The sequence below is a fragment of the uncultured Veillonella sp. genome (assembly GCF_934190855.1).
In the GTDB taxonomy this organism is placed as follows: domain Bacteria; phylum Bacillota; class Negativicutes; order Veillonellales; family Veillonellaceae; genus Veillonella.
The window spans coordinates 1-12,665 of record NZ_CAKPTN010000040.1 but is presented as its reverse complement, the minus strand read 5'-3'; the positions used below and the strand labels follow the sequence as shown (position 1 = coordinate 12,665).

Genomic DNA, 12,665 nt, shown 5'->3' with positions numbered 1-12,665 from the left:
AAAGAAATCCTAGCTATTAATTAAATTTCTATTCTCACTTTCTCGTCATATAGTTGTGATATAATGCATGTAAATACTTATGCCCGGGACATAGGAGGTCTATATGTACAAATATATTACTATTTTAGGGGCCGCTGGCCAGATTGCACAGAAGTTAACTGCAACATTGTTGACATATACAGACATGCACCTTACATTATATGGTCGCCAATTATCTACTCGTTTACATCCAGAAATCTTGGAACATGAACGCGTTACTGTAATCGAGGGCTCTTTCCAAAATCCTGCCAAATTAGAACAAGCTGTAACAAACGCTGAAATCGTTTTCGTAGGTGCTATGGAGGCTGGTAGTGATATGGCATCCATCGTGAAAGCATTGAGCCGCAAAAATGTACGCCGTGTTATCGGCCTTTCCATGGCTGGTCTTTCTGGTGAGTTCCCAGCAGCACTTGAAAAATGGACCTTCGACAACTTGCCAATTAGCTATGTCCAAGGCGAACGCCAAGCACGTAATGTATTGCGTGAATCCAATTTGAACTATACAATCTTACGCCTCACATGGCTCTACAATGATCCGGAAAATACAAATTACGAGCTCATCCCTGAAGGGGCTCAATTCAACGATGCTCAAGTTACGCGCGAAGCCGTTGTAAAAGCAATTTTCGATATTTTACACGCAGAGGACGAAACTCCATTCCACCGTACAAGCATCGGCGTAGGCGAACCAGGTACGCACTATGACAAACCAAGCTTTCACTAATATATAGTTATATTAGTAATAAAGGTTGATAGACTATGAAAATAGATAAAAGCTACAGTAATACAATAAATATTAACGATACTACAACTGACATTTTACAAGCTAAGATAGATATATTATCTGCTCTTGTAGAAGGCCAAAATGATATCATTCAAGGACGTATTCTATCTTTAGAGAAATCCTTTGATAGTATAGACCAAATATTAGATAAAATGTAAATAATATACTATATTAATTGTTTAATAATAAGGTATATCTAAAATCTAGCGTCTACATGTTTACTCATGTAACGCATTTTTTAGATATACCTTTTCTTATTCCTATATTTTATAGTTATTTATATAGATAAAGTTCCTTATTTACGCTATACTAATAAATGATTAAGTTATACTAATAGATATGTGAAAATAAACGCCCATTCGGTTATCATTTATCTTTATATATGCATTTTATTGTATAAATCCCTTTAAGCTTTATGTATAAAAATAACTGTTATCCGTTTTTAGTCCCAGCCAGGGCAGAGGCTGATTAAGGAGTTATTATGAATCGCATTGTTGTTATTGGTAGTTGCAACATGGACATTGTAGTCCTCGCGGACAAACGCCCTACAGCGGGCGAAACAATCATGGGCAACGAACTGCACATCGCTCACGGCGGTAAAGGTGCAAACCAAGCGGTAGCAGCTGCTCGCCTAGGCGCAGAGGTCACTATGGTTGGTTGTATTGGCGAAGATGCATACGGCCAAATGATTTTAGATAATCTAAGAGAAAATTTCATCAATACAGAATACATCGTTACTGTGCCGAATACTACAACAGGTACAGCCCACATTACATTGGCTGAAGGCGATAACAGCATCATCGTGATTGCAGGCGCTAATGCTAAGGTAGACCAAAACGTAGTAGATAATGCTTGGCCTGCTATCGAGCAAGCAGATCTCGTAATGGTGCAAAACGAAATTCCTATTCCAACCATAGAATACATCGTTCGTCGTTGTCACGAGGCTAATGTAAAAGTCCTCTTAAATCCAGCTCCAGCGGCTGACCTCAATCCTGAATGGTTAGAATTGGCAACTTATATCACGCCAAATGAGCATGAGCTATCTGCCCTCTACCCTAACCAATCTACAGAGGAAACATTATTGGCAAACGAAAACAAAATCATCGTTACCCTTGGCAGTAAAGGTGTAGGCTATGCGGATAATGGCGAAATCCACACCGTATCTGGCTTCAAGGTTGAACCAGTAGATACTACTGGCGCAGGCGATACCTTCAACGGTGCCTTTGCAACAGCTATCGTTAATGGTAAAAGCTTAGCCGACGCATTGCACTACGGCAACGCGGCCGCAGCCCTCTCCATCCAACGATTAGGTGCCCAAGGCGGCATGCCAACAAAGGACGAGGTCGCTGCATTCTTAACAAAGAATTAATCTATTGAATAAATAAGGAGTTTACCATGCAACGTCACGGCATTTTAAATAGCCATATTGCTAAGGTGCTTGCAGATCTTGGTCACACAGATACAATTTGTATCTCAGACTGTGGATTACCAGTACCTGAAGGAGTTCAAAAAATCGACTTAGCCTTAGATTTCGGTGTACCAAGCTTTGAGCAAGTAGTATCCATCATCGCTAAGCATATGAAATCCGAAGCGATTCATGTGGCAAAGGAAATTAAGGAAAACAATTCTGAAGCGTATGACTTCTTGGAGACTACCTTCCCATCCGATCAATACGAATGGATTGAAACGAGCCATGAGGCTTTCAAAGAAGCAACAAAACAATGCAAATGCATTATTAGAACTGGTGAAGCATCTCCGTATGCAAACATTATCTTGCGCGCCGATTGTATTTTCAGCGATCGTCCCTAGAGCAATAGATTAACTGACTAGTTTTATTAATCAAGCATCCGAACCTGTAAGTTAAGCAGATTGGCTTGCAAAGTTAACTAACGATCAAATCTATTACATACATTAGAGATACTTTCACCAATCATATAGGAGTAGTTATGGAAATTGTTATGTCAGGCATTGCGAAGGCATTTGGTACGAACCAAGTACTGCGCGATGTAAGTATTACCCTCAAGGAGGGCGAGGTTCACGCCTTGATGGGCGAAAACGGCGCCGGCAAGTCCACCCTCATGAATATCCTTACCGGTATTCACAAGGCAGATGCTGGTACAATCACCATCGACGGCGTAGAGCGCACCTTCCCGAACCCGAGAGAGGCCGAGCTAAACGGTGTGGCTTTCATCCACCAAGAGCTCAACATTTGGCCAAACCTAACATTGTTAGAAAACCTATATTTAATTAGACCAAAGCGCAACAAATTTGGTATGCTCGATAAAAAAGCGATGCTCGCTGAGGCGGAAAATACATGCCGAGAACTAGGTATCGAATTGCCACTTACTACTGAGGCAGGCCTTTGCTCCGTTGGTCACCAACAAATGACGGAAATCCTTCGCATCTTGATGTTAGATGCAAAAGTTGTCATCATGGACGAACCGACAGCAGCCCTCACCGAGCGCGAAACGGCGACATTGTTCAATATGATGCGCAAAATGAAAGCACGCGGCGTTGCTATCGTATATATCTCTCACCGCATGGAAGAGGTATTTAGCGAATGCGATACCATAACGGTTATGCGTGATGGTCACACCATCATCACTAAACCAACATCTGAGATTTCTGTAGACGAAGTGGTACGCCACATGGTAGGTCGTTCTATCGACGAGTTCTACCCTGCGCGCACTACAACACCAGGCGAAGTAGTGATGAGTGTGGATAACCTTAAACCAGAAGGCTTTGACAACGACATTTCCTTCTCCTTGCGTAAAGGTGAAATCCTCGGCGTAGCAGGCCTTATGGGCGCTGGCCGTACAGAAATCATGCGCGCTATCTTCGGTGTAGATAAACATAACGGCGGTACCGTAACAGTGAACGGCTCCGTTCTCAACTGTAAAAAGCCAGAAGATGCCATCAAAGCTGGCATTGCTTTCATCACAGAAAATAGAAAGAGCGAAGGCTTGATTCTCGACTTCTCCATCGGTTCCAACATTACCTTGCCGAACCTTGGCGAAATTTGCCCATCTCATATACTAGATAGCAACAAGCTCAATTCCTTTGCTGACGAATTGTCTAAAAAACTAGGCGTTAAAACACAATCTATTCACGAACCAGCATCGTCCTTATCCGGTGGTAACCAACAAAAGGTGGTTATCGCCAAATGGGTTGGTAAAAAGCCATCCATTATCATCATGGACGAACCGACACGCGGTATCGATATCGGTGCGAAACGTGATATTTATGATTTAATGAACGAATTAACGAACGATGGTGTGTCCATTATCATGGTGTCCTCTGAGTTACCTGAAGTGCTGGGCACGAGCGACCGCGTTATGGTCATTCATGAAGGTCGCGTAGCAGGTATCTTGGACCGCAGCGATGCAACACCAGAATCGATTATGACATTAGCCACAGGAGGACAATAATGGACAGCAAAGCTCTACAATATATAAAAAAATTAGGCCCCCTCATCGGCCTCATCCTATTATTTGTAATTATCTCTGTCATGAATGACAGTTTCCTTGAATTCTCTAACTTGCGTAACTTGTTGCGCCAAGTATCCATCAATGCGATCATCGCCTTTGGTATGACCTTCGTCATCTTAACTGGCGGTATCGACTTATCCGTTGGTTCCATCCTCGCCCTCTCCAGTGCAGTGATGGCGAACCTCATCGTAACTGGTACTGATCCTGTATTGGCTATCTTCTTAGCCGCAGGTGCTGGCCTTGTATTGGGCGGTATTAACGGTCTCGTTATTACCTATGGTCGCGTAGCTCCATTTATCGCCACCTTGGCGACCATGACCATCTACCGTGGTGCGACTTTAGTATTCACGGACGGCAATCCAATCTCTGGCCTTACCCAAGACCCTCTATTCCACGGCTTTGGCCAAGGGGATATTGCAGGCCTTCCAGTTCCAGCTATCACAATGTTCCTAGCTTTCATCATCCTCTGGTTCGTATTGAGCCGCACATCCTTAGGCCGTAAAACATACGCCGTAGGTGGTAGTGAAAAGGTAAGTTACATTGCTGGTATCAAGATTGACCGCGTTAAAATCTTCGTGTATGCCTTAACCGGTATGCTCTGTGGTATCGCTGGTGCAATCATCACATCTCGTCTTAACTCTGCACAACCTACAGCAGGTGCAGGCTACGAACTCGACGCTATCGCAGCCGTAGTTCTTGGCGGCACAAGCCTTGCTGGCGGTCGTGGTCATATCGTTGGCACATTAATTGGTGCCCTCATTATCGGTACCCTCAACAACGGGTTAAATATTCTCGACGTTTCCAGTTTCTATCAACAAGTTGTAAAAGGTATTGTCATTTTATTGGCGGTTCTTGCAGACCGCAAGAAAGCCTAGGAGGTTCCTATGAAAAAACTATTGTTACTGTTGGCGATGGCTATCATGGTTATCGGTCTTGTAGCAGGCTGTGGTAAAAGCGCTGATAACGGCGGCGACAAAAAATCCGGCACTATCGGCTTCTCTGTTTCCACATTGAACAACCCATTCTTCGTAACTATGAAGGAAGGCGTTGAGGCTCAAGCTAAAGCGCTTGGTCTTAAAGTTAAAATCGTTGATGCTCAAAACGACCCAGCTAAACAAGCAAACGATATTTCTGACTTGCTTGAAAGCGGCGTTTCCGTATTGATTATCAACCCTGTAGACTCTGCAGCTATCTCTACGTCCGTAGAAGCAGCAAATGCTAAAAACATTCCTGTAATCACTGTTGACCGCTCTGCTGATAAAGGCAAAGTAGTAGCTCATATCGCTTCCGATAACGTTAAAGGCGGCGAAATGGCTGCACAACTTATCGTTGATAAAGTAGGCAAAGCTGCAAAAGTAGCTGAAATCGAAGGTATCCCTGGTGCTTCCGCCACACGTGAACGCGGCCAAGGTTTCCACAACGTAGCTGACAAAGACTTAACAGTAGTAGCAAAACAAAGTGCTGACTTCGACCGTACAAAAGGTTTGAACGTAGCAACAAATATCTTGCAAGCTAACCCTGATGTACAAGCTATCTTCGCTCATAACGACGAAATGGCATTGGGTGCTATCCAAGCAGCTAAATCCGCAGGCAAAACAATCTTCATCGTAGGCTTTGACGGTACTGCTGATGCAGACAAAGCTGTTAAAGACGGCACATTGGCTGCAACAATTGCTCAACAACCAGACCAAATGGGTAAAATCGCTATCGATACAGCTCAAAAAGTTATCAAAGGCGAAGCTGTAGAAGCTAAAATCCCTGTAGATCTTAAAGTTGTTACAAAATAATTGTAAATAGAAACTGGGTACAGAAAAAGAGTCGCATCCTTTGATGCGACTCTTTTATTTTGGCTCTCGTTCTAAAAAGTCTTTGAAAAATGCAATGAATTTTGGCAAATACGTTTGATCTAAACTTTCAATTGTCATATGACATTTGTAATTGTAAGTAGTACAAATAGTAACATCTATCGTCAAAGCACCCTTTTGATCTAACGAGAATGTAAGGGTATCCCCTTCTCCAGTTAATACATAGGTAAAGGTTGCTTTGCCTTTACACTTCTCATACAAATCAACTAATTCTTGATAGCCTTTGCGAATCCCGGACCAATCGCTAGGATCAATATAGCCAGAACAGATATTATAACCTCGTTTAATATATACGCCAAATACACCAAATTCAGATAGCTCTACATCCATATCAAAAGCTATTGTTAAATTTGGTTCATTTACGATTTCATACATCTTATTCACACTCCACAAATAGTAACATTTTCATTTATTATACCATTACATGTATTAACGAAATAGTGTCTATAAATAGTTAAAAACCATGATTCAATAGAAGAAAATATAAAATAATAACTACATACAAACTATCAATAACGATTACATATAAAATAGTAACTATATGTAAAATAAAATAGCGACTAGTTGATTATCTTAACTAGTCGCTGTTTGTATCGTTGGATCCAAAATTGGAGTTTTTATTACAATATTTTTTTGAAGAAAATAGTCGTATGTACTTTCCCAGGTAGTTGTGTCCGTTTAAATTCTTTAAAGCCAAAGCTTTCGTACATTTGTGTAAGCCACGGGTGCTCTGCGGCGGTACCAAGTGTTACGGCTGGCGTCTTATATACATTGCGCAATAGTTCTTCTGCTTCGGCTAGGACTTCACGAGCATAGCCCTTCCCCTTATGTTCAGGGGCTGTCACAAAGTGTGCAATGTGCGGATATACGTCTGGCGTAGCCTTTGGTATCCACGGCATGCGGAATGAAATAGAGCATACCAAGGAGCCATCTACGTAGAGACCATATACAGGATATTTTAAAATCCACGCCCGAGACTCTTCTTGGCTAAAGTTGATGGCATCAAAGGATATAGGGTAGTTCTTATTCTCCGCATATCCTGCAATCAACACCTCGTGGTACTCAGCCGCATCATCTACGGTTAATTGTCTAAATTCTTTCATTATATACCTCGTTTATAAAGCTGCACTATCTAGAGGCAATTCACTATCAAGTGTAAGGTAACGGCTTAAGAATTTACGTGTTCGTTCTTCTGTTGGATGTTCAAGGACAACCTTAGGGTCCCCTTGTTCTACAATGACGCCGCCTTCCATAAATACGACTTGGTCGGCCACTTCTTTAGCAAAGCCAATTTCGTGAGTTACGATAATCATCGTAACCTTAAGCTCTTTCGCAATCTTGCGGATAACGGCTAATACTTCACCTACGAGCTCAGGATCGAGGGCTGAAGTAGGTTCGTCAAAGAGAATAACCTCTGGGTCCATCGCAAGGGCACGAGCAATGCCAATACGTTGTTGTTGACCACCGGAAAGTTGTACAGGATAGTAATCATCATAGCCTTCCATGCCTACTTCCTTGAGGAAGCGTTGCGCGATTTCACGGGCCTCAGATTTTTTCATTTTCTTAACCGTTACAAGGCCTTCCATGATATTTTCAATAACTGTTTTATTGGAAAACAAGTTATAAGACTGGAATACCATGGATGTGTTACGGCGCACGTTTAAGATTTCCTTATTAGACGCTTTATGTAAGTCTACGGAAATATCATTTAATTGCATTGTCCCTGCATCGGCCTTTTCAAGGAAGTTAAGCGTTCTAAGGAACGTCGTCTTACCACTACCGGACGGGCCAAGGATAACCGTTACAGATCCCGTTGGCACATGTAGGTCGATGCCCTTTAAAATTTCACGGTTCCCGAAGGATTTGTGAACTTGTTTAATATCTATCATAATGCATTACCTCGTTTATACTTGCTTGCATAGATTTCTAAACGATGGAAGATAAATTCAAAGACAATCCCCATCACCCAGAATAGACCGGCCACCACGATGTAGGCCTCAAAATACTGTGAATTTTCCTCTGTATATAACTTTGCAGCGCCAAATAATTCAATAACAGTGATGACAAATACAATGCTGGTACTCTTCATGGTGTTAAGGAACTGATTAGTAAATAGGGGCAACGCAAAGACTGTAGCCTGTGGCAATACGATACGACGGAATGCTTGGAACCATGTCATACCGATGGCTTGAGCCGCTTCCATTTGCCCTTTTGGTACAGATTGTAAGGCAGCCCGGAAGATTTCACTCAAATACGCCCCTGTGTGCAAGGTTAAGCCTACAACGGCTACGAAGGTAGCAGGCACCTTTTCAAAAGGCACATGCACGCCCGTTTGATCCTCTACGGCGAGGAATAGGATTGGCAAGCCATAATACACGAGGTATAAGAGAACCATGTTCGGAATACTACGGCACAATAGTACGTACAAGTAGCTGAGCTGACTGAGCACAGGTACTTTATTCTGTTGTAGCACGCAACTTAATAATCCTAGGATTGTACCCAAACCAACGCTGAGGAAGGTAATCATGAGGGTAACTTTCACATAAGGAATGACAGCAAAGAAGGTGCCATAAATATAGGTTGAATCAATTATATGTCCCATACACCCCTACTCCTCACTGATCAAAATGCGTTGCGTTTCCTTGCCCGCAACGGTAAAACGTTTTTCAAGCAATCGGCCCAAAAGGGACACAATGATAATTAGAATGCCATAAATGATGGCTGCGTCGACGAATAGCTCAAGATAGCGCTGACTATTGCCGCCCATGAGGTCCGCCTTACGCATCATATCCACAACGCCGACGTTAAAGATGAGCGCTGTCCCTTTCAACATGCCGATAACGAGGTTCGTCAACGGTGGAATACTCATGGTGAAAGCCTGCGGCAAGATGATGCGCACATAGCTTTGGAACTCGGTCATGCCAAGGCTTTTAGCGGCTTCCTTCTCGCCAGGAGCCACCGCATCGATACTGGAGCGCATAATTTCAGCGCTATACGCTGCAATATGTAATGTAAACACAGCGTACACGAATACAAGGCCTGGCACATTTTTCATGTTAAGCCCCATGTGGGACATGATTTCTGGCACCCCAAAGTAAATGAGGAAGAGCTGCACCAAGAACGGTGTGCCGCGCATAAAGGAGATAAATACAATAAATAATTGGTTTAATACTGGTACCTTCTTGAGGCGAATGATGGCTATGATAGAGCCTAAAATAACACCTAAGATGGCAGAAATAACGGTAATGAGCACCGTTACGTGCACATAATTCAAGAGCTGTGGAAACGCTTGGATCATGTAGGACACATCAAAATACTTGCCCACAGTAGCACCTCGCTTCTAGACATAATAGAATAAGGCCGCCAAGGCGGCCTATTCGTTATTTTTGTGTTGGATCGAATGTGTAATCCCCACCAAGATATTGTTCAGAAAGTTTTTTCAACGTACCATCAGCACGCATTTCTTTCATCGTTTTATCGATTTTTTCGTTCACTTGTTTCATGTCATCTGTACGTTTAGACAAGAAGTAAGTTGGTACTACTGCCAATACATCGCCTACCGCTTTGAGTGGCAAGCCACGGTCTTTAATGGCAGAATTAATAACGTATTCGTACTCACCGGCTGCATCAGCACGGCCTGTAGCAACGAGGTTCAATGTTTCAGCACCCGCTTTATCTGTATAGATAACGTCGATTGGTGGATTTGCTGTTTCGTTGAATTGTTTTACTAATTCGTTGAACTCAGAGGATGTAGTAACGGCGATTTTTTTGCCTTTTAAATCATCTAGTTTAGAAATGTCATTGCGGTCATTTTTAACTACTAATTTACGAGTAGAGTAGTTGTTAACCTCATTTGTGTAGTAGTATTTTGCTTCACGAGTTGGGTTACGACGCATTTGGTTAGCGATCATATCCACTTGGCCTGCATCCATTGCTACGAAGGCAGCATCAACGGCCATCGGCTTGAAGTTGAAGTGAAGGTCTGGATTACGACGTTCAATTTCTTTCAACAATTCTACGTCAAAGCCTGTAAGGTTGCCGTTATCATCTGTGTAGGAATACGGGCGAACTGTACCGCGTGTAGCTACATTAATCACTTTCGCATTAGGATTTACCTTTGCGTCCTTAGATGTATCGTCGCCGCAACCAGCAACAACGAGCACGCCTAATGCCAATGCGCCGATGGCGAATAATTTCGTCAATTTCTTTGTATTAAACATGTAAAACTCCTTCTTTTCGCAATGTTTGCAGGAATGGCTCCACCTCATTGGTATGGGTGAAAGCCTCAATCATTCTATCTATTTGGTCAGCCTTTAAGGTGAGGCCTAGTTTAATGCGTATGTCCTCTAAGGTAAGAGGATTGTTCGGCGATCCTTTTGGATTATTCACCGTTTCTGTGAAAGTATCACCATTCTTCAAAGTAACGGTTACTTTCGTAATCCGCTCCGTTTGGGCTACTTTCGGTAAGTCATAAACACGCTCTATACGCGACATATACTCCCGTACGGATTGGTCTATAGTATCTATCTTAAATAGTTCATCCTGTACCGCCCCATACGCAAGGACTTGGTACACGACGTACTCTATGGAAAACTGCCCTTCTCGACCTGTTGTCGGCGATGTATAGCGCAATGCCGCATCAGCGCCAGGCGGGAAATGTACAGTAACTCTATCTATATCATCCCAAAGGGAAGAAACGAGGGTGGCACATAGTCTACGTTTACCTTGCTCCTCTGCATCTGGTGAAACGTTGTAGTGCTTAGACACATACGAAGAAGATGTAGTATATATACTATGTGCCACGATTTCTGCTGCTTCAGCGCCACAAATGGCTGCCGAGCAATACGGGTGGACTTTCATCCATAAACCAGGATCAATAAGTTGCCCTGGCGCTAGCCAACGACTAGCAATGTCATTTGATGTAACGGTAATATTACCGATGGTTTTAAACCAACCCCGTTCAGTGTCAAATGGTTTTGTACTTGTTTGAAGTGATGTATGTTGTAACAGTTCGTAAGCCCATACACCATTGCGTGCTGCTAGTCCCGCATGGAGCGGCTTACCATCTGTACCACTTTGAAAGAACATGCCCGCCGATTGAGTAGCAGCCAGAGACAGGAGCTGAGCCAAGCTTTCACCATGAAGGCCTCGCAAAGCGCCTATAGCGGCCGCTGCCCCAATCACACCAACGGTCCCCGTAGAATGCCATCCTTGGGTCCGATGGGCAGGATTAATGAGAGAACCAATAATCCCCTCAAGCTCGGCGCCGATGATATAGGCACGAAGAAAATCATGCCACGTATCAGTGGGCTCGATCACTGCTAATAAAGCAGAATATAAAACAGTACTGAAGTGACCCGCCAAATTCGCCTGCGCATCATCAAAATCAAGATAATGGGAGGCAAAACCATAATATAAAGCTTTATCAGCTCTAGATATATTTTCTCCATTAGTCCCGATAAACCGAGCCAAGTCTTGAACGGCCTGTTCCATCTCAGCCGGAGCTAAAGACGCCAGATAATCTAGAAAGGCAATGCGAGCCACTGACAGGAGGTCCTCACGGTTCGTCACATCCGTTTGTTCTATGTAGTTCACAATCGTCTTTGTGACTAAATCCATGGGTTCCCTTTCAGTTATTTAAAATTAAATCTATTATTTACCAAATTTTTCAGCGCGGTCATTTGGCTCTAACCAAATGGAGTCGTCTGGACCTTTTGGAATAAGGCGTGGTAGATCTTCAAATGGCGTATGGTCTACATAGTAGAAACGTTTACGCATGGAGTCAAAGTCTGTTGTGCCACCGAATGCTGGATTAGAGTACAAGTCTTTCGCGTAGTTCCAAAGATTTGGATAGTCTACGAGGCGTTTTTTGTTAACCAAGTATTTTTGGTAGAATACGAGGTCGAAACGTGCCAATGTTGGGAAGATACGAATATCTGGATCTGTAATAGTATCGCCCATCAAGTAACGTTGCTTGCTAAGGCGTTCTTCGAGCCAGTCTAAGCGAGCAAAGATACGATCATAGTAGTATTCGTAATCTTTTTGGTTTGTTACAAGAGCTGCCAAGTTTACAGCCAAGTTGAAATCAGCGTAGATGATAACGTTCAATGCGTCGATATCAGCACGCAATTCTTCTGGGTAAATATCTGGAGCATCAGGAGAGATGAAATCTTTGAAGCCCAATGCTAACTCAGTCGTCAACGCATGGTAGTCATTGTTTACTACCGCACCAGTTGTAATATCTACGATAGCTGGTACCGTGGAACGGGCGTCGTAATTTGGGTCACCTTTGCGGTACGCTTCACCTAAGGAGTGAATACCCAACACAGGGTCCTTTTCGTCTTTATCAAGAGTAAAGAACCAGTCTGCAATAACGCCTGCTGGACGCAATGGATCAACCGTGCCTTTGGAGATCACTTTATCTAAGCCAAGCAAATCGATGGCAATCGCAATGCGGTGAGCCCAAGGACAATGCTTAGACCATATAAGACC

15 protein-coding genes are annotated in these 12,665 nt (G+C 43.1%); 7 read left to right on the top strand and 8 right to left on the bottom strand.

Annotation, left to right across the window (positions count from 1 at the left end; translation table 11 throughout):
- The first annotated feature begins 103 nt into the window (after positions 1-103).
- The 7 genes from Q0F90_RS03810 (at position 104) to rbsB (ending at position 6,095) form a co-directional block, all read left to right on the top strand.
- Positions 104-760, top strand: coding sequence for an NAD(P)H-binding protein (locus Q0F90_RS03810; protein ID WP_288188015.1), 657 nt, complete (start codon positions 104-106; stop codon positions 758-760).
- A gap of 35 nt (positions 761-795) precedes the next feature.
- On the top strand, positions 796-978 hold the full coding sequence (locus Q0F90_RS03805) for an antitoxin PHD (RefSeq protein ID WP_296003499.1): 183 nt from the start codon (positions 796-798) through the stop codon (positions 976-978).
- A 323-nt stretch (positions 979-1,301) separates the two neighbouring features.
- Positions 1,302-2,189 (top strand): ribokinase, encoded by an 888-nt coding sequence (gene rbsK / locus Q0F90_RS03800; RefSeq protein WP_296003497.1) that lies wholly within the window; start codon positions 1,302-1,304, stop codon positions 2,187-2,189.
- 26 nt (positions 2,190-2,215) lie between these two features.
- Positions 2,216-2,629: a D-ribose pyranase gene (gene rbsD, locus Q0F90_RS03795; RefSeq protein WP_296003496.1), complete on the top strand. Its 414-nt coding sequence runs from the start codon at positions 2,216-2,218 to the stop codon at positions 2,627-2,629.
- A gap of 137 nt (positions 2,630-2,766) precedes the next feature.
- A complete protein-coding gene (locus Q0F90_RS03790; protein ID WP_296003493.1) occupies positions 2,767-4,248 on the top strand; it encodes a sugar ABC transporter ATP-binding protein in 1,482 nt (493 codons plus the stop codon).
- The gene (locus Q0F90_RS03785) at positions 4,248-5,183 is read left to right on the top strand and encodes an ABC transporter permease (RefSeq protein WP_288565949.1); all 936 of its coding nucleotides are present in this window, start codon (positions 4,248-4,250) and stop codon (positions 5,181-5,183) included. Before Q0F90_RS03790 ends, Q0F90_RS03785 begins: the two co-directional genes overlap by 1 nt.
- A 9-nt stretch (positions 5,184-5,192) precedes the next feature.
- Positions 5,193-6,095: a ribose ABC transporter substrate-binding protein RbsB gene (rbsB, locus tag Q0F90_RS03780; RefSeq protein ID WP_060919259.1), complete on the top strand. Its 903-nt coding sequence runs from the start codon at positions 5,193-5,195 to the stop codon at positions 6,093-6,095.
- Between the two features lie 54 nt (positions 6,096-6,149).
- On the opposite strand, the gene Q0F90_RS03775 is transcribed toward rbsB, so the two are convergent.
- From Q0F90_RS03775 to Q0F90_RS03740, 8 genes are all read right to left on the bottom strand, one after another.
- On the bottom strand, positions 6,150-6,548 hold the full coding sequence (locus tag Q0F90_RS03775; protein ID WP_296003488.1) for a hypothetical protein: 399 nt from the start codon (positions 6,546-6,548) through the stop codon (positions 6,150-6,152).
- A 245-nt stretch (positions 6,549-6,793) separates the two neighbouring features.
- Positions 6,794-7,276, bottom strand: coding sequence for a GNAT family N-acetyltransferase (locus Q0F90_RS03770; RefSeq protein ID WP_296003486.1), 483 nt, complete (start codon positions 7,274-7,276; stop codon positions 6,794-6,796).
- A 12-nt stretch (positions 7,277-7,288) separates the two neighbouring features.
- Positions 7,289-8,062 carry an amino acid ABC transporter ATP-binding protein gene (locus Q0F90_RS03765; protein WP_296003484.1) on the bottom strand — a complete coding sequence of 258 codons (774 nt, stop codon included), beginning with the start codon at positions 8,060-8,062 and terminating at the stop codon, positions 7,289-7,291.
- Positions 8,059-8,775 (bottom strand): amino acid ABC transporter permease, encoded by a 717-nt coding sequence (locus Q0F90_RS03760; protein ID WP_227283405.1) that lies wholly within the window; start codon positions 8,773-8,775, stop codon positions 8,059-8,061. Before Q0F90_RS03760 ends, Q0F90_RS03765 begins: the two co-directional genes overlap by 4 nt.
- A 6-nt stretch (positions 8,776-8,781) precedes the next feature.
- Entirely contained in the window at positions 8,782-9,498 is a 717-nt protein-coding gene (locus tag Q0F90_RS03755; protein WP_004697693.1) for an amino acid ABC transporter permease, read from the bottom strand.
- 55 nt (positions 9,499-9,553) lie between these two features.
- Positions 9,554-10,393, bottom strand: coding sequence for a transporter substrate-binding domain-containing protein (locus tag Q0F90_RS03750; RefSeq protein ID WP_296003482.1), 840 nt, complete (start codon positions 10,391-10,393; stop codon positions 9,554-9,556).
- Positions 10,386-11,792 carry an MmgE/PrpD family protein gene (locus tag Q0F90_RS03745; RefSeq protein ID WP_296003481.1) on the bottom strand — a complete coding sequence of 469 codons (1,407 nt, stop codon included), beginning with the start codon at positions 11,790-11,792 and terminating at the stop codon, positions 10,386-10,388. The genes Q0F90_RS03750 and Q0F90_RS03745 overlap by 8 nt, the downstream gene beginning before the upstream one ends.
- A gap of 33 nt (positions 11,793-11,825) precedes the next feature.
- Positions 11,826-12,665: glutathione S-transferase C-terminal domain-containing protein (locus tag Q0F90_RS03740; protein WP_296003479.1), on the bottom strand; the 840-nt coding region annotated here is incomplete at its 5' end.

Coding starts and splice junctions, on each gene's coding strand:
- Q0F90_RS03745 (WP_296003481.1), bottom strand. CDS start 11,792: ATGGATTTAGTCACAAAGACGATTGTGAACTACATAGAACAAACGGAT.
- rbsB (WP_060919259.1), top strand. CDS start 5,193: ATGAAAAAACTATTGTTACTGTTGGCGATGGCTATCATGGTTATCGGT.
- Q0F90_RS03775 (WP_296003488.1), bottom strand. CDS start 6,548: ATGTATGAAATCGTAAATGAACCAAATTTAACAATAGCTTTTGATATG.
- Q0F90_RS03810 (WP_288188015.1), top strand. CDS start 104: ATGTACAAATATATTACTATTTTAGGGGCCGCTGGCCAGATTGCACAG.
- Q0F90_RS03765 (WP_296003484.1), bottom strand. CDS start 8,062: ATGATAGATATTAAACAAGTTCACAAATCCTTCGGGAACCGTGAAATT.
- Q0F90_RS03750 (WP_296003482.1), bottom strand. CDS start 10,393: ATGTTTAATACAAAGAAATTGACGAAATTATTCGCCATCGGCGCATTG.
- Q0F90_RS03790 (WP_296003493.1), top strand. CDS start 2,767: ATGGAAATTGTTATGTCAGGCATTGCGAAGGCATTTGGTACGAACCAA.
- Q0F90_RS03785 (WP_288565949.1), top strand. CDS start 4,248: ATGGACAGCAAAGCTCTACAATATATAAAAAAATTAGGCCCCCTCATC.
- Q0F90_RS03770 (WP_296003486.1), bottom strand. CDS start 7,276: ATGAAAGAATTTAGACAATTAACCGTAGATGATGCGGCTGAGTACCAC.
- Q0F90_RS03760 (WP_227283405.1), bottom strand. CDS start 8,775: ATGGGACATATAATTGATTCAACCTATATTTATGGCACCTTCTTTGCT.
- rbsD (WP_296003496.1), top strand. CDS start 2,216: ATGCAACGTCACGGCATTTTAAATAGCCATATTGCTAAGGTGCTTGCA.
- rbsK (WP_296003497.1), top strand. CDS start 1,302: ATGAATCGCATTGTTGTTATTGGTAGTTGCAACATGGACATTGTAGTC.
- Q0F90_RS03805 (WP_296003499.1), top strand. CDS start 796: ATGAAAATAGATAAAAGCTACAGTAATACAATAAATATTAACGATACT.